Origin of the sequence: Candidatus Protochlamydia phocaeensis (assembly GCF_001545115.1) — a bacterium.
Lineage (GTDB): Bacteria > Chlamydiota > Chlamydiia > Chlamydiales > Parachlamydiaceae > Protochlamydia_A > Protochlamydia_A phocaeensis.
Genome location: NZ_FCNU01000007.1, coordinates 346,849 through 370,368, shown reverse-complemented (window position 1 = coordinate 370,368; position 23,520 = coordinate 346,849). Strand labels below are relative to the sequence as shown.

Here is a 23,520-nt window from a genome sequence, read left to right as displayed (position 1 = left end):
TTCCGCGGCTTTTTTAAACCGCTATATCTATAGACCTCTTCCAATTATTTAAGTTGGAGGGTTGAGAGATGCCTGAATACATAATTCCGGTATTGCCTGAGTAGATGAATAAGAAGGCGGGGTCCATGACCTTCAATGAGAAGGCATAAAAATCTGTTGTGGGCAATAAGGTTTCTTTAAAAGCATCTGTAATGGCTGTCGCCTGCTTCGTATCTTGCTGAATATTCAAATGGTAGAGTTGATTTTGGAGCGTGTTGATTAAAGACAAGGGAGATTTAACGTCATCTAAATCGCGAGAGTCTGGATTAGGGGTGCCATATAAAGTATTGGCTAACTGAAGGGTGACCAGCCTGGTTAATTCTTCTCCTAAGTGAGGCAAAACCAATTTAGGAAACAGTTGCTCTAAAATTGTCAGTAATTGTTCGCGCGATAGACGGGTGGAAGGAGTTGGTGTTTCCACAGGCTGGGCTGCGGGTTGGGCTGCATTAGCTTGTCCTGCCGTATTTGCGACCGCGGAAGTAAGGGGAGGAATTCCCACCGACTCTCGAGGAATAATGACAGCTTCTCTTGCCACTGAAAGGGCGATCGGAGTGGAGACTCCCAGATCTATCAAATTATTTTGCAAGTCAGATTTAAACTGATTGGCTGATACGGGAACGGCATTATTGCTTTCTTCTGCAAATGTGCGTTGCAGAGCTTCTCGGGCAATGGCATCTGCCTGAATCAAATTAAGCACTTGATTAGAGGCAATTAAATCAGCATTTAAAGAATTATTGAGAATCGCCTGACGATTGATGTCCGCCCCTTGATTAGCTGAATTAATTAAGTCAGCACTCAAAAAATCATTGAGAATGCTCTGATTATTAATATCAGCGCTTTGATTAGCTGCATTAAGTAAATCGGCATTCAAAGAGTCATTGAGAATATTTGGATTGCTGATGTCAACATTTTGATTAACTGGATTAAATAGATCGCCATTCAAAGCGTTATTGAGAATATTTGGATTGCTGATGTCAACATTTTGATTAACTGGATTAAATAGATCGCCATTCAAAGCGTTATTGAGAATATTTGGATTGCTGATGTCAACATTTTGATTAACCGGATTAAATAGATCGCCATTCAAAGCATTATTAAGACCCGGTTGTTGAGCAAGATCGCTACTTTGTGCTCCCCCTAAGAGCAAGTTTGCCTTAATAGAGTCGAGTAATAGCTGCTGATTGATGTCATTAGGAGAAACAACGGGGCTATTAGGAGTCAAAAGGCCTTGGTTATTCAAATTGACGGCAAAATTAGCTAAAAAAGCAGCCACTTGAGGCGTGAATCCTTGGTTAATAAATGCAGCTTGGAGCTGGGCAACCAGATCCGTCTGATTTTGCTGTTGACCGTTTCCGACTTGTTGCAAAAGCTGAGCTTGTAACTCGGGAGGAAGCAATGAAGGCAAGATACTGGCAAGCAGGCCTGGTACGCCTAAATTGGCTTCCAATAATTTGGCTGCAACTAGTAAAAGGCCGACATTAAGAGCGGTTGCCAAGTTTGATAAATCTTGAGGAGTTAAATTCTGTAAAAGAGGATTGCTTTGAATGAGCGTTTGCAAAGCTTGTAAAGTTAACCCTTGCCCAATGGCTTCTTGGATAGAGTTGGAAAAAGCAATGGAAAACAGTAAGCTGATTGCCGGACTGTCCTTTGGCAAATTCGCTAATAAATCTGCAATAGGTCCAAGGCTGGGAAAGAGAGATTCCAGACTCGTTGTACTGATCAATCCTGTTGATAAAATTAAAAGCTGATTAACAAGCTGGGTTTTTTGTTCCTGTGTTAAATTAAGGGATAAATTCTCCACTGCTTGAGCTAAGCTGGCTTTAGCTAACAGCCCTTGAATATGCGGGCTGCTTAAGCCAATGACTTCGACCGACAAGCTTCCGGCGCCTTGCGGATCTGTTTGATTAGGCTGGACAGGGTCAACGATAGTCGGCTGGAGAATGCGCCTTGCAATCGGCTTGAAATTTAACAGCGGATCAGGGGTTGAATCCGGAGGGCTATGTAAAATTTGCAAAGATAAGAAGCTCCAATAGCTAGTATTGAGAGCGATTGCATTGTCAAGAGGTTGGACCTGCGCTTTATATAAACCGCTATAAACGGCTGGATAGACTTGTTGCGCATCGTATGTGGGAAAAGTGGGAAGATCTTGTACAGCGGGTGGACCATAGCTTGCAATGCTGTAGGCATAAGAAGGCGGAGGATAGGAATAGATCGTAGCCAATCCTGTCGTCGGAATTTGTCCGGGAGCGGACTGGCTGCCCGAATAGCCAGATGTGTTGCGTAAACCTGCCGTAACTTCTGTGGGAATGTTCACATTGTTTTTTACAATTGAGTCATTTAAGTTATATTGATTGATAAAATTTTGAATGTATTGATTATTAACCGAAACATTAGAATTATACGTATTAGTGTTTGAATTATAAGTATTGATATCGCCGAGCCTGCCGCCCCAATAAGAATTGAAACTGTTCACCTGGCCTTGATAGGTAGCCACTAGAGAATTATAAGCAGCTGTTTGGTCTTTGGGGATTGTATAATACCCATTACCATTATCGATAACTCCGGGAAGTTTTTTGACCGCTGTAATGAAAGTATTATAATTGGTTGTTAAAGCAGCAAATTGAGACTTCTCACTCCCGTTTCCATTATTTAAGGATTGAATCTTGGATTCCTCTCCATTTTGCTGAGTTTGCATCTGGTTTAACTGCTGCTGCAGTTCGTTGATGGCCTGCTGAGCCTGAGCTTGTGTATTAGCTGCTGCGACATTGCGCTGTGTGATTGCGTCAGCTAAAGAAGCTGCTTGTAAGGCGGCGGCCTGGCTTGATTTAGAACGCGTTGCCTGATCAATAAAATCTGATGCAGCTAATTGTTGCTGCTGATTCCGCTTAGCCTCTGTAATAAGCTTAAAAAAAGTACTCATGGAGTCATCGAGGCTAGGATTTGCAAGAGTAGGTGAGCTCGAATTAGGAAATTCGGCATTTAATTCTTGGGTTGAAAAGGCTTGAATCAAATCTTGCTGAACAAAAGCAGGTAACGCTTTAAAGGTTGGATTATTTAAATAAGTAGGGTCAGTAGACGGATCTAGAGGCTGTAAACCGCTGGAAGGAGATCCCCCTATATTATTAATACCGGACATGATATCTCTCCTTTGTGCAAAGTCTATTACCCATCCGTCTAACTGCCGTTGTGCACAAATAATGCCAAGCCTAGAGAGGCAGCATAACGAATGAGATAATCCCATCAGCTATTACTGATAGTTACGTTCAATAGAGAGGAAAATAATTATTCTTCTAAGCCCTTATTTTTATTTTAGCATATAATTTATTTAATTACATTAATAATTGGCTGTTTTTGTTTTTGGTTAAATGCGTTTTTTTTCAAATTCTAAAAGAAAAAATGACAAAAATTAGTTTTATAAAAATGAGAAAGAAGGATAAAAAATAGAGGAGATTTTTAGATAAGAGGTAGGGAATGCCGGAAATAGGTTTAACATTTAAAAAAAGCCAACCCATTTTTGATGGAAAATACGTGCTGATGAAATATCAAGCCCTTCTTGCGTTCTCTGCTATTTCGTCTTTATGGAGGCCGTTAGAAAAGGACCATTACTGGGTTGTCTTCGAAGCTTGGCAAGACAAAAGTATCGTGGGCCTAGCGCTTGTGAAGATGGAGACGGCGTTGATTACGGCTCAGCTTTATTCTTTATTTGTCATCGAATCTTGCCGGCGGCAGGGCATTGGCCTGGCGTTGTTTCGCCATTTACAGAATAATTTAGTACAAGAAAATCAAATACGTGCGCTTGGATTTGAGTATGTCTCGGGAACCCCTGAAGCGGAGGCTATGGAAAAAATCTTGATTCATCAGAAGTGGCCCGCTCCCTTTCTCTACGTTACTCGCTGCTATTTTATTGCCGAGCAATTTTGCCCTCCTTGGTATCGCACCTATTCCCATAAGCTTCCTGCGTCTATGGAGGTATTTAGTTGGAAAGACTTGACTGATCAAGATAGAGAAAGAATTAAAAAGATGTTCGATGATAGTTTAGTTCCATTTTATTTGGACCCTTTTGCGAACGAAGAGTATCCACTTAGTGAATCAACAAGTTTGGGATTGCGTTATCAAGGAGAACTGATTGGCTGGTGCCTGACTCATCTTGTAGATCCTCGAACGATCCGCTATTCCAATCTTTTTATTCTAGACCAATTTAAAGCCGTTGGATTGGGGATTCAGCTTCTGATAGAATCTATACGCCGCCAAAAACTTAGGCCGGAGCTGTTTGCTTATGCCTTTTTTATGATTCGAGTCAATCTTATCCCTCCTTCTTGGCAGCATTTTGTAGATAAAAAATTAATTCCCTATAGCTTTAAAGTCGAGCGGGTCAATTGGGCCATGCAAAGATTTTTTAATCATCTCTATATGCGGCCCATTCGACCAGGAAGTTAAAACGCATCAAACAAAAATGCGCAGCGCCCATTTCATGCGTTCGACTTTATCCGTATAAGGAATGAGCCGTTTTTTAACAAAAAATAGCCAAGATGGATCAATTTCTTCGACATTGACCTCAAAAAGGGCCCGTGGAATGGGAAGCTGCTTATGAAGGCGTATCGATTCCACTAATAAGCGAATGCCGTATCCAGAAAGAAGGAAGGAGCTATCAATGTATAAAGCTGTATAGCGAATGGTCTGAGGATCGATCCGATGCGTGATGCTCCAGCCAATGATTTGATCATTCCGACGCAAGCCGATACTGGTCGGATAGTCAATGATGTTCTCTTCGCGAAAAGGAGAAAGATAGGGAAGAAACCTGCCCTGCTCTTGCCTATACAAAATTTGCTCCCTTTCTCTTTCCGTCAATTCACTCCACTTGAAAAGAGTCAAATCGGGAGGAAAACGAAAGGATGAGCGAATCCAGGGAGGATTGAACGCATAGGCATCGAAGTGGCAGCGGACTAGATAGACCTTGGGACGCATCCACCCGACGTGAGCTAAAATTTTCTCTAAAGCTTCTGCATGAGGAGCCTGCTTTTCATATTCAAATCCAATCGCATGCACAGCCTCTTCTTGAACCAAAGACTCCTGTAAGAAGCGAAATATGGCGAGACCAATGCCTTGCCGACGATGAGCCTCTTCGACGAAAAGAGAAAAAAGTTGCGCGGTTTGATTCAAATAATAAATTTCCGCCAGCGCTAGACCCACCAACTGATTCCCTAGCCGCGCTTCTATTGCCACACTGTATCCGTCTTCTGTTTGCGGTCTTTGCAAAAGAAAAAGGGCAGAAGGCAAGGCCAGGGATTCATAAGCCTTGATTTGCCCCGCTTCTAAAGTAGTCAAACGTATCTTTTTTAATTCTAAAATCATGATCCTTATCTCTATCATTTTTTTGATAAATTCACAAGGAACAAGACAATTCTGCAATAAATTAAGTGTTAAATTTCATTGTAATAAATAATTAAATAAAAATGTTAATTTAAATTTTATTTAATTATAATGATATTGTAATTTAAATTTAATAAGGTGTTATTATGCCAACCCCTCTTAATTTTCAATCTGATCCTTATGTGGATACTTTAATATTTTGCGGGCAGCCCATCAATATAGAGAAATATGCGGAATTGAAGAATCCCGGCATTAAACAATTGACAGAGCAGGCGAAGGCAAGAGCGTTAATGGATTTGAATACGAGTTTTGAAAATCATAAGGCTCATCTTCACTTTAATTTAGGTAGTTTGGCTGAGCGGGTGAAACACTATAAGGAGAATATTCAGATCGACCATGCCGAGGGGCCAGTTATTCATAAAATGGAAGAAATGATTGCAGCGCGCGAGCAGGAAGAGCGGGGATTTGGCACTGTCCATCGATTTTTTCATAAAGTGAGTCAATGGCTGAGCGGGCATGGTTTTCGTACCGAAGCGCAATGGGCTAAATCGATTGTTGAAGAAGTGAGAAATGAACCGAATGTGGATGAAATTACACGCTATTTCAAAAATTACAGCAGTTTTAACCCTCTTGACTCTCGCATTCTCAATGCGGTTAAGCATTTAGATTCTGCTACGATCGAACAACTGGCTAAAGAGGATGCCTTTAATGTGAAAGAATTGCTTTTCAGTCCTTTTGGAAATTTGAACTCCAATTTTTTAACTCATTTAGATGAAGAGCAAAAAAAGGCCTTTTTCATGGGAATAAGCCAGCATGAGGATTTTTTCCCTGTCTTGCAAAAAATTCTGATTAAAGAGGATTTTTTTAGTGATGAAACTCCCGATCAGGCCGATCTTATTAGAAGCTTCCACCCTTTTCTTCCTCATCAACAAATTGTTCAGCGCCTTGTCCTGGCAGCGCGTAGAGAGAAAAATTTGAATTTACAACAACCGCTTCATCCTCAATTCGAGCAATATTTAGCCGAACTTGCCATTAAGCGAGGAGTAGAAAGAGATAACTATGTCACCCTAGCTCATCTTTTGAATATTTTAAATTTAGAATTGAATTTGAACAAAGTCAGAAAGCAGATTCAACGAGGGGAGATTCAGCCGCTTGTTCTCTCAGAAAATGAATTAAGTCAGCTAAATGCCAATTTGAAGATCGATTAATAAAAAAAAGAACGAGTGAGACACTCGTTCTTTTCGCTCTTGGATCAGAATGAAAAAATCCTCTAAGCAATTTTTTGATCGGTACGCTTGATCACAGGCGCTTTTTTCTCGAGCACCGTTTCTTTCTCGATCAAAATCTCGCTGATTGTTTCATCAGAGGGGACTTCAAACATCAGCTCACGCATGAGATTTTCCAAAATCAAGCGCAGCGCACGGGCTCCTGTACCTGCTTCGATGGCTTGCTGAGCAATAGCGGCCAAGGCCTCTTCCGTAAATTGCAGCTTCACGCCTTCCATTTCAAACATCGAAATGAATTGCTTAATAATGGCATTTTTGGGTTCTGTCAAAATGCTGATTAAATCGGGAAGAGTCAATTCATTGCAATTGGCAATGCTATTAAAGCGCCCGACAAACTCGGGGATCATGCCGAATTGGATGAGGTCTTCAGGCTCGACCTTGGAGAGCAGCAAGCTTTTTTGCGTAGGATCGATCACCTCTCGGTTGCTGCTGTCAAATCCAATTGTGTTTTTCCCCAAGCGTTTAGCAATAATTTTGTCCAAATTGACAAAGGCTCCGCCCACAATAAAAAGAATATTTTCCGTATTGACCTTGATATATTCTTGATTGGGATGCTTTCGTCCGCCTTTAGGAGGAACGTTGGCTATCGTGCCTTCGACAATTTTAAGCAAAGCCTGCTGAACGCCTTCTCCGGATACGTCACGTGTAATAGACACGTTGGCGGTCGTGCGGTTAATCTTATCGATTTCGTCGATGTAAATAATGCCTTGCTCGGCTTTGGCCACATCATAGTCAGCGGCTTGCAGCAAGCGCAAAATAATGTTTTCAACGTCTTCTCCGACATAACCCGCTTCTGTCAGCGTTGTGGCATCTGCAATTGTAAAGGGAACATCTAAAATCGAGGCCAATGTTTTAGCAATTAATGTTTTACCGGAACCTGTTGGGCCGAATAACAAAACATTGGACTTGCTAAAATCCACCGATGGATCCTTGCTTTTTGAGCGGATGCGCTTATAATGGTTGTAAACGGCGACAGAAATGGTCTTCTTGGCATTCTCTTGGCCAATAATATATTCATCTAATCTTTGCTTAATTTCTTTAGGCTTAAGAATTTTAAATTCATAATTGGTCGGCGTTTTTTTATCCAGAATACCTGTGCAAAGACGTACGCATTTATCGCAGATATAGACATTCGGGCCGGAAATTAATTTTTCAACAGCCTCTTCTGTGCGTCCGCAGAAAGAGCAACTAGCAAGATCTTTGGTTGTTAAAGACTTTTTACTCATGCTTCATTACTTATCCCAAAAAGGTTAAAATAAAAGTGCTCTTCTACGCCTACTCTTTTTGAAAAGAGAGCATAAATGAGCCACGTGATAAGCCATATTCTAGCTGCTTAAGCTAACAACGGCTTTTGCGATCAAATCGCAACTGGGCAAAATTTGCGTTGCCTATTCTCTATTGTATCAGGTTGTCTTTTTCTTGGGGACTACAACTTCATCAATCAGACCATATTCTTTGGCTTCATAGGGGCTCATATAAAAATCTCTTTCAGAATCCTCTGCGATTTTTTCTATAGGCTGGCCTGTACAATCAGCCATAATTTGGTTGAGCCGTTTTTTAAGTTCTAAAATTTCCTTGGCTTGCAGAGCTACATCAGCCGATGTTCCGCCTATGCCGCCGTAAGGTTGGTGAATCATAATGCGGCTATTGGGAAGGGCAAAGCGCTTTCCCCTTGTGCCGGCAGTCAAAAGAAGGGCTCCCATCGATGAAGCTTGGCCAATGCAATATGTATTGATATTGCAGCCCAAGTATTGCATGGTGTCAAAAATCGCCAGGCCCGATGTGATGTAGCCTCCGACCGTGTTGATATAGATGTGAACATCCTTTTTAGGATCTTCCATCTTTAAGAAAAGGAGCTGCGCCACAACAACGTTGGCGACCTGGTCTGTAATTTCAGTTCCGATAAAAATAATGCGGTCTTTTAACAAGCGCGAATAAATATCCATCGAACGTTCGCCGCGTCCTGTGTCTTCGATAACATAAGGCGTGAGCGACATTTCTGGTCTCGGATAAGGTTGTGACATAGCAATCCTCTATTAATAAAATCGTTGGCTTTGCTTTAGAATAAAGGATTCTTATGAATTTATCAAGCTAAGAACCTGTACTAAAACTCATAATGGTTGATATAGGCGAAAGTCTTTTCTCCTCAAGAGAGTGTATGAAAACTGCTAATGGCCTAGATTAGAGATCTTTTCCCTAGAAAGCGATAGGAGATAGCGGGCGATATAGGGAATGAATATTGCCCGCTATCTTAGATTGAACGCGTTTATTCTCCAAAATTTTAAAGAAAAAGGCCGCTTTACAGGTTGTAATTAAGCCGCATTATTTGACTCAATGCATTCAATTTCATTTGAACACTAAATAGATCGATCGAATTTGGAATAAGCATGTCTTGTACTATCTGCAGAGTCTCTTGAAGTTCAATTTTTATTTCCGGAGCATTCATTCCCTCCACTATTTGCAGAGAGTCCTGCAAAGCCGCTTGGAGCCGCTGCTGTAAGGTCTCATAATCGACATTCCCGGCATTATTCATTTCCCCCACTATCTGCATGGACTCTTGAATTCGACGGTTTAACGCTTCGGGTTGCCCGACTCCCCCTTGTAAGGCATTTGGGTTAACATTAGCTTCTTGTTGAAACAATACCTGCTGCTGCATATGCCATTCGCTTTCCGAAATAACGTGTCCTGGGCTACCTACAGAGGGTGGTTGGCGATTTGCCATAATCGATTGTTCTTGGGTTGTTTTCTCTTTAAGCTCTTTTTGAACTGCAATATATCTTTCTTTTTCAGCAATACTTAAATTATTGATTTCCTGAATTTTCGCAACCACTCGTTGTAGGATAATGCCTTTAAATTCATCATAATCCTTCCTATCTTGGACGAATAATTCAGGCGCTTCAATAAGGTCTTTTATCGCCTTCACTCTGCTTTCTAAAGCTTTCGGCACAGGATGAACGACAGAAGAATCCGTTATTGTTTGTAAAGCCTCTTTAATCAACTCAAAGTCTTCCGATTTTTCAACCGGGATATTATCCAAGTATTGGTTTGCAAGTTCTGCATATTCTGCTCTTAATTTTGTAGAAAAACTCATATAAAAATCCTTTAAAATTAAAGTGAAATATTTTGTTGCTATTAATTTGATGTTGAAAATAATAATCTTATTAAAAATAAGCGCTAAATATTATTTTTAGTTATGTGTTTGTATGTAATTATTATATAAAGTCTTTTGTTAAGATTGAATAAAATTGTTTTTAATATGGGTATAAAATATTTACTTTGAATTGATTTAATCAACTTCAAATAGGATGAAATTCAACTCGTGTTGAATTGAATTTTAATCCCCTCTAAAGGGAGTAAAAATAATCAAGTCGTATACAACGGATCTTAAGGATAAAGAAGGGGAAGCCTTGGCTATAGAGCGTATAGAAGAAAAAAAGGAATAATTTTACCATCCGCTTAGGCGGAGGCAAACCCATGGACGGGTTATCATAATTATTTGTCTATAAGGTGAGCACTATAAATTTATCGGCGAGGAGGACATTGTTATTTTTTATTTAGATAATCTTATTTTTTCAGAAGATTTCAAAGATTAGACAGGAAGGGAAAGTTGCTTCTTAGGTGGGTAGTTCTAAATAGGAGATGTGGTCATCGTTTATTTAGAACTACCTTCGTAAAGTAGGACTTCTTAACTCCAAGTTGCCTTATCCAGCAAAAATTGTTTAATTTTGCGGTCAAGGGCCAAGTTGTAAAGCTGTTCGCGCAGTTGCTGCTTGTCGCTGTAAATATCGATTTGGCTGCGTCCGCTTGGAAGCAAGGCGATTTGTCGAGAAAGTTCTTCCGATACTTCATCGTTGGTCACTTCAACGTGATTGTCTGCCGCAACTTTGCGGAGCAGGAAGAACAGCTGCAAGTGATGAAACGTGCTTTGCTCGATCATCTTCTCGATCTGCTCGTAATTTTGCTGGGCATAATCTTCTTGATTGCGCGATTCTAATTGTTTAAGATAGTCATCCAGGCGGGATTGCTTATTTGCATCAATATAAGATTGAGGCAAGTCGAACGGATACTTCTCAACGAGTTGCTGTTCTAATTCTTGCACTTCCTGCTTGTAAGCCTCGTCTTGAACTTCGTTCTTTAAACGCTCTTCAATTTTTTGATGAAGTTCATCAATTGTTTGCAAGCCCACTTTTTTTGCCAATTCATCATCGACAGCAGGAGACTGACCTTGCCAGACTGCTTTGACTGTCACTCGGAATGGCACAGATTGGAAATCAGGATTTGGATGATCGGGGTTTTGCTCTGTCTGTCCTTCCGCGCTCTCTCCGGCTTTTAGTCCAATCACTTTTTCGCGCATCCAAGAGGGGAGGCCCGCTTGATTGACTTGCGTACGCTGATTATCAATGATTTGGCGGGGAGGATTTTCCAAAACAGTGACGTCTAAGTCGACAAAATCGTTTTCTTGGACACCCCGGTCTTCGATCGGTTCATATGTGGTAAATTGCAAAAGAACCTGCTGAAGGGCGTTTTGGCGATCTTCTTCCGTAATGGGGTTAGGCTGCACTTTTTTCAGCTTTAAGTCTTCTGGTTGTACAGTAGGAATGACAGGACGGGCTTCAAATTCAATGACAACATGAGCGCCCTTTTCTCGGCTGCATTCATGGACGACTGGTCGCTTAATGTTCCCATCTTTTAAAGGATGAAGATGCGTCAGCTGAATGGCTTCATTAAAAGCTGTTTGTAAAACAATATCTACGCATTCTTTTTGAACCGAGGCGCCGTATCTTTCTAAGACAATCTGATCGGGCGCTTTTCCTTTGCGGAAGCCGGGAATATTGACTTCCTTATTGATTGCCTTAAGAGCTTTATGATAGGCCGCTTCAACAGCAGCCGGCGCGACTGTAATGTCAAATTTTATTTGACAACGCGGCTTTTTGGTTACTTGTACGCTAAGATTATCATTGCTAACGGTCTGGACACCGACTTCTGTCTCTTGAGTTGACACAAAAACCTCTTATAATGGGTATCTTAAAATTAGCGGGTGATGAGGTTCGAACTCACGACCCTCACGTTGGCAACGTGATGCTCTACCACTGAGCTACACCCGCAAAGCTTTAGATGTGAGCGAAGGTAAGGATGCTTCGCTTCAATATTAATGGAAGTTGAATTACCTTACATTAACAGTTAGAATTTATAGCGGGTGATGAGGTTCGAACTCACGACCCTCACGTTGGCAACGTGATGCTCTACCACTGAGCTACACCCGCAAGATTATATCCATTTTTAGCGGGTGATGAGGCTCGAACTCACGACATTCACCTTGGGAAGGTGATGCTCTACCAACTGAGCTACACCCGCAAGACTTTTTTGTCTTGTGGAACGCATAACTATAAGGACTATAGAATTTTTTCAGCAAGCATAAAATTTTTGTTGGCTTGAAATTTGCCTTAAAATAGCGCTGCAGCCTTTAAGAAACCCTTTAAGAGGGGGATTAAAATTGCTAATGGTTTAGATTCGCGTCTTTTTCCTAAGAAGAAAAATCCTCTCAAATATCGATTGCTAGGGATTGTATACACCCTCTTAAAACTTCGAAAGGGGAATGGCTTATCGAAAATCGGAATAGCTTATTGATTGCGTTTTTATTGTATTATTCTATCAAAACAGGTAAAAATGTTAGGGCAAAGCTAAGAAAAGTAAATTTTGTTCGCATATTTAATGCAGATTCGCTAATAACGGTCTTCAACCAAATTTATACGCGATGGAATTGAAAAGTTGGTTGTTGGCTTCGCCAAGGCTTCGAGCTAAATGATTGTAAATGATCTAACACTGATCAATTTAGGATTTAATTTGACTAGGAAGTCTTTAGAGCTTGTTAAATCATTTATAATCGCTTGCATTTGAGCCATTAGAAGGTTTTTAACAGATTCTTGGGCGTTGCCCATTCTTAAGTTGCCAGTTCCCTTGTGTATAGCCTTTGGTTTTAACATTAACGCACAATAGATCGAGATAGAACAATGTTAAACTTTCGCAAGCTTAAGCATGACTTTTCTCCGACCATCTTAAAGGATGGAAAAGCCCTTTACGATAAAGGGATGGTAGTTTCTACTAAGATCATTAACTTAAAGCCCGATTTAATTCGTTTTAGCTGTCGCGTCATGGGAAGCTTTGATAATTGCTATGAATCAGAGCTTGAAATTGATCGTCATGAATCGGTTATCATTGATTCGGATTGCGATTGTCCTTATAAATACGATTGCCAACATCTGGCGGCCGTCCTTTTTCATTTAGAATCTCACTATAATCAAATTTTGGTCGCTTATTCCAAGGAAACGGATTTAGATAAAGCCACCCATGTGGACGACCAAGAAAAAGAGCATTTGCGCGAAACATTTAAAGAAGCCGAAACCAAAGAGCATGCAAGGCAAGATAAGAAATTTCAAAAAGAATTATTGGAAGAATATATCTATGCTTCTCAGCTATTAGGGCAATCCTCTTTTTTTCATCCCGAAGAAGAGATTGTACAGGACAAAGCTGAACTGGCCGTCATCTTTACGGCTCCCCAACAAAAAAATTTGGATCAAATTGAGATTCAATTGGCGTTGCGGCTGCCTTTTCGATCGAAATCCTTGAATATTTCTCAAATTAAAACTTTTTTAGATGCCGTCCGCTACAACGAAGCGCTTTATATCGGAAGCAAACGCTATTTCTTCTCGCTTAGCTCCTTTGATGAAGCCAGCTCCCAAATACTCAAAATGGTTATTGATTTTGCCCGCCTTCCAGACAATAAAAGCGACAAGCAGCAAAGAACGGCCTTTATTGATATTGAGGCATTTGGAACGCTGCTCGCGGTTTCTTATACTTTGGCGGAAGAGCGTTTTTCCAGTTCAGCGCCTTTGAGCGAGCAAGAATCGGAACTCTATCCGATGCCTTGTCTATATTGTGGAACTATAGAAGAGCCCTTAAAATTGGCTATGACTCCCGCAGCTTTGCGTTTTGAGTTGGATTATTTGGAAGTGCCTGCTCCTAAAATTTTGCTTAAGCCGAAGATTGTTCTTCTCAATGAGGCAGTTATCACAAGCGAAGAGGCTTTATTATTTGAGTGCGCTAAGCCTGGGATGCTCTATCAAAATATCTATCATCGCTTTCAGCCCAATATCAAACGCAAGCATCTGCGCAATTTGCCTGCAATTCGCAATATGACCATTCCAGAGCCTTTATTTGGAACCTTTGTGGAAAATGCTTTGTCGGAATTAAAGCGCTTTGCAGACGTTTCCAATAAGGAAATTATCGAACGTTTTGTGACTTTGCCATTTGTAGAAAGAGTGGGAGCGGAATGCGATATTCATTACTTAAATGGAGAGTTGGAAGCGTCTTTATGCTTTGTTTATGGCAATGTCAAAGTTCCGGCTGCTGCCTCGCAGCTAACTGTTGACCACATTTCCACCTTTGTTACGCCTGATGGAATTTTGGCCCGCAACTTAACGGAAGAACAAAAGATTATCGACCAGCTTTTTCAAGATTTTGTTTATGATCCGGCTCAAGGTCTTTATAGTGCCAAAAATGAGAAAAAAATTGTTGAATTCATGACGGAGGTGATTCCCGCCAATCAACATCGCGTCAAATTTAATTGCCCCGAAAACCTCTTGGATCAATTTATTTATGATGACTCCACTTTTATTCTTCGCTTGCGAGAAACCAATCGAATTGACATGTACGAAGTGGAGATTAAAGTCGAAGGCTATCTCAATGGCGTAACGGTAGATTTGCTATGGGACTGCTTATCCTCAAAGCGGGCGTTTATTGAGCTGTCTACGAAAAAATCGGGACGGCGCAAGGCAAAGGCTGAAGAGAAAAAAGGGCTGCACAAAATTCTTGTTCTCGACTTGGAAAAGCTCGCTCCCGTCGTACAAATATTTGATGAAATGGGCATTAACCGCTTAGATGACCATGTAGAGCAGCGTCCGCTTTGGAGCTTGGCTAGTTTGGATGTAGAGCAATTCCAAGGCCTTCCGATTGAATTTTCTATGACCGCTAAATTGAAAGAAATTCAGCAGCAGATGCTTGGACAAATTCCCTGTATCAGCTGCGAGATCCCACCCGTTATCCAAGCGTCTTTGCGAAACTACCAATTAGATGGAATACGTTGGCTGGATCGCCTGCGCAATATGCATTTAAACGGAATTTTGGCCGATGATATGGGATTGGGAAAAACCCTTCAGGCAATTACAACGCTGACGCAATACAAGCTGGACTATCCTGAGCAGCGATCCATCGTTGTATGCCCGACGTCTTTGGTGTATAACTGGAAAGAGGAATTTGCCAAATTCAATCCTAATCTTAAAGTGTTGCCTGTCGATGGCAATCCGAATCAGCGCAAAAAATTGCTCAGCGATATAGAAGATTATGACGTCATTATCACGTCCTATACGCTTTTACAAAAAGATATCGAATTTTATAAAACTATTCCCTTTGGTTATGCCATCCTGGATGAGGCGCAACACATTAAGAACAGGGGAACGCGCAATGCCCAATCTGTCAAAATGATCCAGGCGGCCCACCGCTTGATTTTGACAGGTACGCCCATTGAAAATTCATTGGAAGAATTGTGGAGCTTATTCGACTTTCTCATGCCTGGATTGCTGAGTACATATGATCGCTTTGTTGAAAAATACATCCGCCATTCGCCCTCTCTGCAATCGGGTAAGAATTTAGATAATTTGCGCCGTAAGGTCGCGCCTTTTATCCTAAGGCGTATGAAAAAAGATGTATTAGACGATTTGCCGCCGGTGTCGGAAATTGTTTACCATTGCCATTTATCCGACGTTCAGCAAGAACTCTACCGCTCTTATGCCGCTTCGGCGCGCGAAGAGTTATCCCAGCTTGTTAAAAAAGAAGGATTTGACCGTGTTCAAATTCACGTTTTGGCCACTCTAACGCGTTTAAAGCAAATTTGTTGCCATCCGGCGATTTTTGCAAAAGACCGTCCGGAGAATGGAGATTCGGCCAAATACGAGATGCTATTGGAGCTTTTGCAGACTTTAATGGAAGGGCGGCATAAAACGGTCATCTTCAGCCAATATACGCGTATGCTCAACATTATGCGCGAAGATTTGCAAAAGCAGGGAATCCGCTTTGAATATCTAGATGGTTCTAGTAAAAATCGTCTTAGCATTGTCAAAAAATTCAACGAAGATCAAAATATCCCCATTTTTTTGGTGTCCTTAAAAGCTGGAGGATCAGGACTTAACCTTGTTGGAGCAGATACAGTCATTCATTACGATATGTGGTGGAATCCGGCTGTAGAAAACCAGGCGACGGACCGCGTTCATCGTCTGGGTCAGAAGAATTCAGTTTCATCTTATAAATTGATTACGCTGAATACGATCGAAGAAAAAATTTTAGAGCTGCACAAGCGCAAAAAAAGCTTGGTCAAAGAAGTGGTCAGCCGCGATGAAGATATGATCGCCAAATTAACTTGGGAAGAAGTATTGGAATTGCTTCAAACATAATAACATTTGTTTCTGAAAGAAGAGGCAGAGAAACGGGCGGAATTAAATTTCCGTTTGATGAGAGGAAGGAATGAGTAAAAAAAATCAGACGAGCTTTAAAGGCGTGGTCAACCAGCTTTATCGCTCTGCCTTTGGACAGCTCAATAAATTTAGAGGAGTTTTCTCAAACGATATTGGAATTGACTTGGGGACAGCCAATACGCTGGTCTTTGTCAGGGGAAAAGGAATTGTCTTAGCCGAACCTTCAGTTGTTGCCGTGGATTCAATGACCAATGAAGTTCTGGCTGTCGGGCATAAAGCCAAGGCTATGCTGGGCAAGACGCCGCGCAAGATCCATGCTGTCCGTCCAATGAAGGACGGCGTTATTGCCGATTTTGAAATAGCAGAAGGGATGTTAAAGGCTTTAATTCGACGGGTAACGCCTGCTCGCAGTCTGTTCAGACCAAAAATTCTCATTGCAGTCCCTTCGGGTATTACAGGAGTGGAGAAAAGAGCCGTGGAAGATTCGGCCTTGCATGCAGGAGCTCAAGAAGTTTTTTTGATTGAAGAACCCATGGCAGCAGCCATTGGAGTAGATCTTCCCGTTCATGAAGCTTGCGCCAGTATGATCATTGATATCGGTGGTGGAACGACAGAGATTGCCATCTTGTCTTTGGGAGGTATTGTCGAATCACGCTCCTTGCGCATTGCCGGAGATGAATTTGACGAATGCATCATCAATTACATGCGCCGCACGTATAACTTGATGATCGGCCCCCGTACTGCAGAAGAAATCAAAATCACTATCGGTTCAGCTTACCCATTAGGGGGAAATGAGCTGGAAATGGAAGTGCGCGGAAGGGACCAAGTGGCCGGATTGCCGGTGACAAAGCGCATCAATTCCGTTGAGATTCGCGAATGTTTGGCAGAGCCCATTCAACAAGTCATCGAAAGCGTTAAATTGACCTTGGAAAAATGTCCGCCTGAATTGGCTGCCGACCTTGTGGAAAGAGGAATGGTGTTGGCAGGCGGGGGAGCTTTGATTAAGGGATTAGATAAAGCGCTTATCAAAGAGACCGGGCTTCCAGTCATTGTTGCCCCCAACCCCTTGCTAGCTGTCTGCTTGGGAACTGGAAAAGCGCTGGAATATTTAGATAAATTTAAAAAGCGTAAAGCCCTATAAGTTTAAAAGGTCCGATTCAGAGCACATAAACAAAGAGGTTGTATGAAATATACGCAGTTAGAAGCGTGGATTCAAGAAATTGCCGCTCTTTGCCAGCCTAAAAATATTCACTATTGCGATGGATCGGAATTAGAATATCAGCATTTATGCCGGCAAATGGTGGAGCAAGGGACCTTTATTGCTCTAAACCCAGATAAAAGGCCTAATAGCTATTTGTCCCGGTCGGACCCTCAAGACGTGGCCCGTGTTGAAGATTGCACATTTATTTGCTCGAAGACTCCCCAAGAGGCAGGTCCGACTAATAACTGGCGCGATCCGCAGGAAATGAAAGCTCTTTTAAATAAATTATTTACAGGCTGTATGCGAGGGCGCACGCTCTATGTCATTCCCTTTAGCATGGGGCCCGTGGGATCTCCCATCTCACGTTTGGGCGTTCAGTTGACGGATTCTCCTTATGTGGTCTGCAATATGCGCATCATGACGCGCATGGGAAAAGTGGTATGGGATCTTCTTCAGTCTCAAGACTTTGTGCCCTGCCTGCATTCGGTCGGCATGCCTCTTTTGCCCGACCAAGCCGATGTCTCTTGGCCATGTAATAAAGAAAAATACATCGTGCATTTTCCTGAGACGCGCGAAATTTGGTCTTTTGGAAGCGGATATGGGGGAAATGCCCTGCTAGGAAAAAAATGCTTTGCCTTGCGAATAGCCTCCGTTTTGGCAAGAGATGAAGGATGGTTGGCCGAGCATATGCTGATTTTGGGGATTACCAATCCTGCCGGCGAGAAAAAATATTTAGCCGCCGCTTTTCCCAGCGCTTGCGGAAAAACCAATTTAGCTATGCTCAGGCCGACATTGCCTGGCTGGAAGGTCGAGACAGTTGGAGATGATATAGCCTGGATGAAGTTCGGCCCAGATGGCCGTCTCTATGCAATCAATCCAGAGGCCGGTTTTTTTGGCGTGGCTCCCGGGACTTCGATGGATTCCAACCCTAATGCTATGTTGACGCTTACGCGCAATGCCATCTTTACCAATGTCGCCTTAACAGACGATCAAGATGTGTGGTGGGAAGGGATGACAAAAAACCCGCCTGCACACGCCATTAACTGGTTAGGCCACTCATGGAATCCCCAGTCCGGTGAAAAGGCCGCGCAGCCCAATTCGCGCTTCACAGTACCGGCTTCTCAATGCCCCGCCATTGATCCCTCTTGGGAAGATCCGAAAGGAGTTCCCATTTCGGCTATTCTATTCGGCGGCAGACGTTCAAGCGTCGTTCCGCTTGTAAACGAGGCCTTTAGTTGGCAGCACGGAACATTTTTGGGATCCATGATCTCATCGGAAACAACCGCTGCTGCAACAGGCGAGGTAGGAAAATTGCGCCATGACCCTTTCGCCATGCTTCCTTTTTGTGGTTATAACATGGGCGATTATTTTGCCCATTGGTTGTCCATAGGAGAAAAAAGCGATGCGTCCAAATTGCCAAGAATTTATTACGTCAATTGGTTTCGAAAAGGGGCAGATGGCCAGTACCTATGGCCTGGATTCGGAGAAAACAGCCGAGTTCTTAAATGGATTTTTGAGCGCACATCGGGAAAAGAGCATGCCGTCCATACTCCAATAGGCATTCTTCCTGCAGAAGGCGCAATTGATACCACAAGCCTTAACATCAAGCCGCAAGACATGCAGCAGTTGCTAATCGTAGATAATCAAGCGTGGATGAAGGAAAGCGAAGAATTAGAACATTATTATGCATTATTCGGTGATAGATTGCCAGATGGCGTGCGCCAGGAACTGAATGACTTAAAAGAACGATTAAAAAAATAAAGGCAATCAGTCGAATTGAACTTCGCTATTTTTATCTTTCGGCTAGATTGCTTTTAACCTGAGTTTTGATTTTTCTGCCCTTTGAACCGACGTAAAGCTCTCGCAGATAAAAAATGATAAGCCGGCCCCTAGTTGCCATGCGTGCCTGCCTGTCATTTGCCATATCCGATGCTTTGATATAGTCCAAAGGGCAAAACTCAAAAATGGATTTATCTCAATTGATTGAGACTAGATGCTCAAATTATGACAAACGACCCTTCATTGTTATTAAAAAAAATTCGACGGCTGACGCAAGCGCTTCTCATTAGCGGTGCGCTCAATATGGGTGTTTTAGGACTTCTTTCGTATTGGATGATGCGCGAGAGGCCCCCGACTCCTTACTGCGAACTTAGGCCCGCAAGCGATAGCCAGCAACAGTTGCCTTTAGCAGACCATCGCGGGTGCACCGAAGTTGTTGCCCAGCTTTATAAGCTGCCTTTCTATTCTCTAGTCAATCGCCTCACACGCAATCAACTCGTCGAAAATGGATATGCCGAACGGGATTTAGCGTTATCGTGCTTGATCGCCTTTCACTACTTTGATATTCAACGCGCTCTTCCGCCAGATAATCAGCCTCAGCAAAAAAGGCTTCTAGTCTGGAAGCATGCGGCCACAGGCGAGCTGATCAACCTGCCCGTCTATCCGAGCTTAAGCGATAAACAGTTTGATGCACTCATTCATTTTGCAAGAACGGAACGCTGGCCACTGACAGCCCAAGGATTATTTTTAATGTTACAGCGGCAAAGCAAGGAGGCGCATTTAGATCCCGATTTGGTTGAAACGTTCATGCTTACCCCTGAATTTTGGACTGTTGAGCTTTTATTCAGCCGTAGCGAGCAACCGATTAGCAAGCAAAAGATTCTAACGATTTTAATAGAAGGCAAGTGGGATCTGTTAAAACAATTTGCCGATCAACAGCGTCAGCTTCACGACCTTTCAGATGCCAGAAGACAAAAATTTTTGTTAGATTATATTAAAGAGGGGGCCAAATCGGCAGCCGAATGGATGATTAAGTCTGACTGGGACTTTGCTGTAAAGAAATTGGATGATAACCAAGCCACTGCCATTTTACAGCTGTTAGATAAAACGCCTGAGAGCGAGCGCTTTGCTAAAGAAATGCTGATAAGTCCGCGCAGTACAGGCGTTTGGCGCCAAGCGTCTTTGCGCCTATATGAATTTGCTGGCGAACAAACCCCCAAGGAATGGAACTACCAGATGGCTTTGGCACGCTTTTCTCCCGAAAAGTTGTCCGAAGTCAAATTATCTCCTTCTCCCTCTTTACCTTTAACTGCTCCGCCACCTGCCCTAACTCTTTCACCTATGCGTCCCTTACCTATAAATGAGAAGGCCCCCATAAGTTTACCTAAAACTCTTGCCGCTAAAGATGCCCTTTCAAACGATCCGTTGGCAAATAAGCCCCGCACGGCTAAAAAAGCCGCCCCTCCTCCTCAGCCGATCTCCTCTACTCGTACTTATACAGTTCAAAAAGGCGATTCTCTTTGGAAAATTTCCCAAAAGTTTAAAGTGGACGTGAACGCTTTAAAGGAGGGCAATCAGCTTCAATCTGACGCCATTAAACCTGGAATGGTTCTAAAAATTCCTTAAGCTAAGAAGCCGTCCTAAAACTACCGATGGCTATTCATTTTTTTAAATTAATCGGATGATTCCGGGCTTTGGGCTAGAATAACGACAACTATTCCCTCTTGCTGAATATGGCCGTTTTCATCTACAAAGCTATTGACAAATCGTTCGATCTTTCTCAGCACTTTTTGCTGTACCTGAGGAGGGACATTGCGGATAAAATTCCAATAGCTATGAGATTGAATGGATTCGAGATATTCTTCTTTCGTATATTGGTGGATATAGGGAATGCGGGCATTAAGGATAATTTTAAATCCCTGACTTTCTAAATCTTGTAAAGAATCGACGTTCTTTTTAGGTAATTTTTGCCCAATAGCCTCTTCGATAATTTTTTTGATTCCAGAACTTAGTGGATTGTCGGGCTTTTGTTCTTTTGAATATCTATTTGCTCCAACGATAAAATAATAGCCGCCGGGTTTTAAAAGACGCTTGACTTCATGAATGGAGGAGGGGTTGGCAAACCAATGAAAAGCGGAAAAAGCGGTAACGACATCAAATTCTGCATCGGGAAAGGGAAGCCCCTGGCCCACATCTCCTTGAAGATATTTGATGGAAAAAGGCTTCGTATTGGCCGCTCGCGCTTCTTCTAACATTAAAAAGTCGCGATCTACGCCAATGACATGCTTAAATCCATTCTTGAATAATTGCCTGGTTGAAATTCCAGTTCCTGCCCCTAAGTCCAAAATTCGGGCATCCAAACTGACGTATGATCTTAAAATATTAAATACTTCTTGCGGCTTTTCTTTGCGTCCTGCCACATAAGCATGCCGAAGAGGGCCAAATTGGGACCACACCTGATTGGAAAGAGGTTCATCTTTATTGTTTGTCGCTTCTAGCATACAACATAAAGAGCAAGCAAATACGAAAATAAACATATACATATACACGACTTTGGTTTGTCAGACGAAATGGCGAGATAAATAATGCTTGAATAATAGCGATTAAAGGATTAGCTGTCATTTTTTGTCCTTTGCTCATCCTTTTTTTTCCATTTCCGCCTTATAATAAAGGAATTAATTAAAATTTAGATAGATATCTGGCAAAAAGCACGCAAGAATTAAAAAAAGTAAGTTCCGGCTTTTCCACATTATTTATTTAAATTTTATCATAAAATTAATAGATTAAATTTCCAATTAATTTTTTATATTTAAATGTGCTGGTTTTATTTATTATTGTAAATTTTCATTTTAAATTAAAATTGTTTGAGTAAAACCTATATCAAATGGGAATTGTAAAATAATTTAAAAAAATAACTAGTCATTTTAATAGAGGAATGACCTATTAACCTGAGTTTTTTTGCTTTTTTGACTGCGTCAAAGCCTTGGAAATGAAAAAATGGCAAGAGCTTTTATGTCAGTCCAAAGGGAAAAAAAATTCAAACACCGGTTATGATAAACAGTCGTCGAATCTACAATCCCTAAGAAATGAATCTATGGGGAATGCGGCGAGAGGCTTGGTCTGTATTTGTGTTATCAAGGTTGATAAGGGAGAAGATCTTGGCGCAGCTCTCGCCAAGTAAAGCGTAAAGAAGGTGGGCTGGATGAATGGGAAAGGTTATGCTGAGCATCCAGATAGCCGGGTTTTAAGTTCAGAGCTTTTTCAAAAGAGGCTTTAGCCAGCTCGTTATCGCTTTGGTAAGCGTAGACTACCCCTAAATTATTTTGACAAGCGGCATTAGAAGGATCTTGTTGGAGAGAAAAGACATACTCACGTAAAGCTTGGTCGAATTGATTGAGTTTAATGTAGCAATTGCCAGCGTAGAAATGGGCAAGGGGAATATCTAAGCTTTGAAAGATTTCTAAGGATTCTTTGAAATTCTCGCGATTAAAAAAAATTTTCCCTTTGAGCAACTTTTTCTCTGGCGGACTTAGATTTGCACGTTCAATGACCGCATCAATATGTGAAGGGGAGTATTGCCGCAAGACCTTCAATTCTGCTTGGCGATGAGCCGCTAAATCGTTGGATAAATTCTCTTTATGCCGACGATAGCTGGTTAAAGGAATATCTAAATATTTAAAGCGGTAGAGGTGGGCCAAGCGCATCATCAATTCATAATCCTCAGCATGTTTGAATTGTTCATGGTAAGGATGGGTGATCAAGCAGGCCCGTTTGGCCATAATGGTGCTAGGCCCTGGAATAGCATTTCGAAAAAACATGTGAGCTAGAAAATTTTCGGGTGGATAATCCAAGCTATGCATTTCTCCTAAAAAGTGTCCGTCGATATCGATGATGCGCAAGGCTGTGAAGACGATATCTACTTGCGGATTGTCTTTAAAAACTGCATATTGATAAGCGATCCGCCGGGAATCCATCACATCGTCTCCATCCAATAAGCAGATATATTCTCCTTTGGCAAGGGCTATGCCTCGGTTGCGAGCAGCTGAGGGGCCTTGGTTGGGCTGCGCTAACCAGCGAATACGGGGATCCTTTCTAGAGAATTGTTGGCAAATAGCTGCGGTTTCATCTGTTGAGCCGTCATCAATCACAATGACATCCAGCAAAGTGTAGGTTTGAGCGAGGACGCTATCGAGTGCGGCAGGTAAAAAGGGAGCTTGATTATAAGCGGGAATAACCACACTAATGAGTGGAGCGGAAGCGTAAATCAAGGGATTTTTCTCTTTGTTCATTGTTAAAGCTCATCTCAAACAATTCGCGT

Annotated in this window: 14 protein-coding genes and 3 tRNA genes; 6 read left to right on the top strand and 11 right to left on the bottom strand. The window is 42.0% G+C overall.

Annotated features, from left to right (window positions below; translation table 11 throughout):
- Positions 1-13 precede the first annotated feature (13 nt).
- Positions 14-3,175: a hypothetical protein gene (locus tag BN3769_RS02555; protein ID WP_068467227.1), complete on the bottom strand. Its 3,162-nt coding sequence runs from the start codon at positions 3,173-3,175 to the stop codon at positions 14-16.
- 335 nt (positions 3,176-3,510) lie between these two features.
- Between BN3769_RS02555 and BN3769_RS02550 the strand changes: the two genes are divergently transcribed.
- A complete protein-coding gene (locus BN3769_RS02550; RefSeq protein ID WP_068467225.1) occupies positions 3,511-4,476 on the top strand; it encodes a GNAT family N-acetyltransferase in 966 nt (321 codons plus the stop codon).
- A 6-nt stretch (positions 4,477-4,482) separates the two neighbouring features.
- Here BN3769_RS02550 and BN3769_RS02545 read toward each other — a convergent pair whose 3' ends face one another.
- On the bottom strand, positions 4,483-5,391 hold the full coding sequence (locus tag BN3769_RS02545) for a GNAT family N-acetyltransferase (RefSeq protein WP_068467223.1): 909 nt from the start codon (positions 5,389-5,391) through the stop codon (positions 4,483-4,485).
- Between the two features lie 164 nt (positions 5,392-5,555).
- Here BN3769_RS02545 and BN3769_RS02540 point away from each other — a divergent pair, with 164 nt between their 5' ends.
- Positions 5,556-6,617 carry a hypothetical protein gene (locus tag BN3769_RS02540; protein ID WP_068467220.1) on the top strand — a complete coding sequence of 354 codons (1,062 nt, stop codon included), beginning with the start codon at positions 5,556-5,558 and terminating at the stop codon, positions 6,615-6,617.
- A gap of 62 nt (positions 6,618-6,679) precedes the next feature.
- On the opposite strand, the gene clpX is transcribed toward BN3769_RS02540, so the two are convergent.
- From clpX to BN3769_RS02505, 7 genes are all read right to left on the bottom strand, one after another.
- A complete protein-coding gene (gene clpX / locus BN3769_RS02535; RefSeq protein ID WP_068467218.1) occupies positions 6,680-7,921 on the bottom strand; it encodes an ATP-dependent Clp protease ATP-binding subunit ClpX in 1,242 nt (413 codons plus the stop codon).
- A 177-nt stretch (positions 7,922-8,098) separates the two neighbouring features.
- The gene (locus BN3769_RS02530) at positions 8,099-8,692 is read right to left on the bottom strand and encodes an ATP-dependent Clp protease proteolytic subunit (RefSeq protein ID WP_068467216.1); all 594 of its coding nucleotides are present in this window, start codon (positions 8,690-8,692) and stop codon (positions 8,099-8,101) included.
- A 302-nt stretch (positions 8,693-8,994) separates the two neighbouring features.
- Positions 8,995-9,786, bottom strand: coding sequence for a hypothetical protein (locus BN3769_RS02525; protein ID WP_068467214.1), 792 nt, complete (start codon positions 9,784-9,786; stop codon positions 8,995-8,997).
- A 594-nt stretch (positions 9,787-10,380) separates the two neighbouring features.
- Positions 10,381-11,697 (bottom strand): trigger factor, encoded by a 1,317-nt coding sequence (gene tig / locus BN3769_RS02520; protein WP_068467212.1) that lies wholly within the window; start codon positions 11,695-11,697, stop codon positions 10,381-10,383.
- A gap of 31 nt (positions 11,698-11,728) precedes the next feature.
- Positions 11,729-11,800, bottom strand: a tRNA-Gly gene (locus BN3769_RS02515).
- Between the two features lie 87 nt (positions 11,801-11,887).
- A tRNA-Gly gene (locus BN3769_RS02510) sits at positions 11,888-11,959 on the bottom strand.
- Between the two features lie 18 nt (positions 11,960-11,977).
- A tRNA-Gly gene (locus BN3769_RS02505) sits at positions 11,978-12,050 on the bottom strand.
- Positions 12,051-12,706: 656 nt separating this feature from the next.
- Between BN3769_RS02505 and BN3769_RS02495 the strand changes: the two genes are divergently transcribed.
- The 4 genes from BN3769_RS02495 to BN3769_RS14895 all read left to right on the top strand — a co-directional run bounded on the left by BN3769_RS02495 (position 12,707) and on the right by BN3769_RS14895 (position 20,828).
- Positions 12,707-16,201 (top strand): DEAD/DEAH box helicase, encoded by a 3,495-nt coding sequence (locus BN3769_RS02495; protein WP_068467207.1) that lies wholly within the window; start codon positions 12,707-12,709, stop codon positions 16,199-16,201.
- 70 nt (positions 16,202-16,271) lie between these two features.
- The gene (locus BN3769_RS02490; protein WP_068467205.1) at positions 16,272-17,363 is read left to right on the top strand and encodes a rod shape-determining protein; all 1,092 of its coding nucleotides are present in this window, start codon (positions 16,272-16,274) and stop codon (positions 17,361-17,363) included.
- A gap of 42 nt (positions 17,364-17,405) precedes the next feature.
- Positions 17,406-19,184 carry a phosphoenolpyruvate carboxykinase (GTP) gene (locus BN3769_RS02485; protein WP_068467203.1) on the top strand — a complete coding sequence of 593 codons (1,779 nt, stop codon included), beginning with the start codon at positions 17,406-17,408 and terminating at the stop codon, positions 19,182-19,184.
- A gap of 243 nt (positions 19,185-19,427) precedes the next feature.
- Positions 19,428-20,828 (top strand): LysM peptidoglycan-binding domain-containing protein, encoded by a 1,401-nt coding sequence (locus BN3769_RS14895; protein WP_068467201.1) that lies wholly within the window; start codon positions 19,428-19,430, stop codon positions 20,826-20,828.
- 47 nt (positions 20,829-20,875) lie between these two features.
- On the opposite strand, the gene BN3769_RS02475 is transcribed toward BN3769_RS14895, so the two are convergent.
- Together BN3769_RS02475 and BN3769_RS02470 are read right to left on the bottom strand one after the other, a co-directional pair.
- Positions 20,876-21,739, bottom strand: a complete 864-nt coding sequence (locus tag BN3769_RS02475; protein WP_195155530.1) for a class I SAM-dependent methyltransferase — start codon at positions 21,737-21,739, stop codon at positions 20,876-20,878.
- A gap of 597 nt (positions 21,740-22,336) precedes the next feature.
- Positions 22,337-23,491: a glycosyltransferase gene (locus BN3769_RS02470; protein WP_079989370.1), complete on the bottom strand. Its 1,155-nt coding sequence runs from the start codon at positions 23,489-23,491 to the stop codon at positions 22,337-22,339.
- Positions 23,492-23,520 lie beyond the last annotated feature (29 nt).

Excerpts from the sequence above, each read along its gene's own strand:
- BN3769_RS02485 (WP_068467203.1), top strand. The coding sequence starts at position 17,406 with ATGAAATATACGCAGTTAGAAGCGTGGATTCAAGAAATTGCCGCTCTT.
- BN3769_RS02495 (WP_068467207.1), top strand. The coding sequence starts at position 12,707 with ATGTTAAACTTTCGCAAGCTTAAGCATGACTTTTCTCCGACCATCTTA.
- BN3769_RS14895 (WP_068467201.1), top strand. The coding sequence starts at position 19,428 with ATGACAAACGACCCTTCATTGTTATTAAAAAAAATTCGACGGCTGACG.
- BN3769_RS02545 (WP_068467223.1), bottom strand. The coding sequence starts at position 5,391 with ATGATTTTAGAATTAAAAAAGATACGTTTGACTACTTTAGAAGCGGGG.
- BN3769_RS02540 (WP_068467220.1), top strand. The coding sequence starts at position 5,556 with ATGCCAACCCCTCTTAATTTTCAATCTGATCCTTATGTGGATACTTTA.
- BN3769_RS02490 (WP_068467205.1), top strand. The coding sequence starts at position 16,272 with ATGAGTAAAAAAAATCAGACGAGCTTTAAAGGCGTGGTCAACCAGCTT.
- BN3769_RS02530 (WP_068467216.1), bottom strand. The coding sequence starts at position 8,692 with ATGTCGCTCACGCCTTATGTTATCGAAGACACAGGACGCGGCGAACGT.
- clpX (WP_068467218.1), bottom strand. The coding sequence starts at position 7,921 with ATGAGTAAAAAGTCTTTAACAACCAAAGATCTTGCTAGTTGCTCTTTC.
- BN3769_RS02550 (WP_068467225.1), top strand. The coding sequence starts at position 3,511 with ATGCCGGAAATAGGTTTAACATTTAAAAAAAGCCAACCCATTTTTGAT.
- BN3769_RS02525 (WP_068467214.1), bottom strand. The coding sequence starts at position 9,786 with ATGAGTTTTTCTACAAAATTAAGAGCAGAATATGCAGAACTTGCAAAC.
- BN3769_RS02475 (WP_195155530.1), bottom strand. The coding sequence starts at position 21,739 with ATGTTTATTTTCGTATTTGCTTGCTCTTTATGTTGTATGCTAGAAGCG.
- BN3769_RS02470 (WP_079989370.1), bottom strand. The coding sequence starts at position 23,491 with ATGAACAAAGAGAAAAATCCCTTGATTTACGCTTCCGCTCCACTCATT.
- BN3769_RS02555 (WP_068467227.1), bottom strand. The coding sequence starts at position 3,175 with ATGTCCGGTATTAATAATATAGGGGGATCTCCTTCCAGCGGTTTACAG.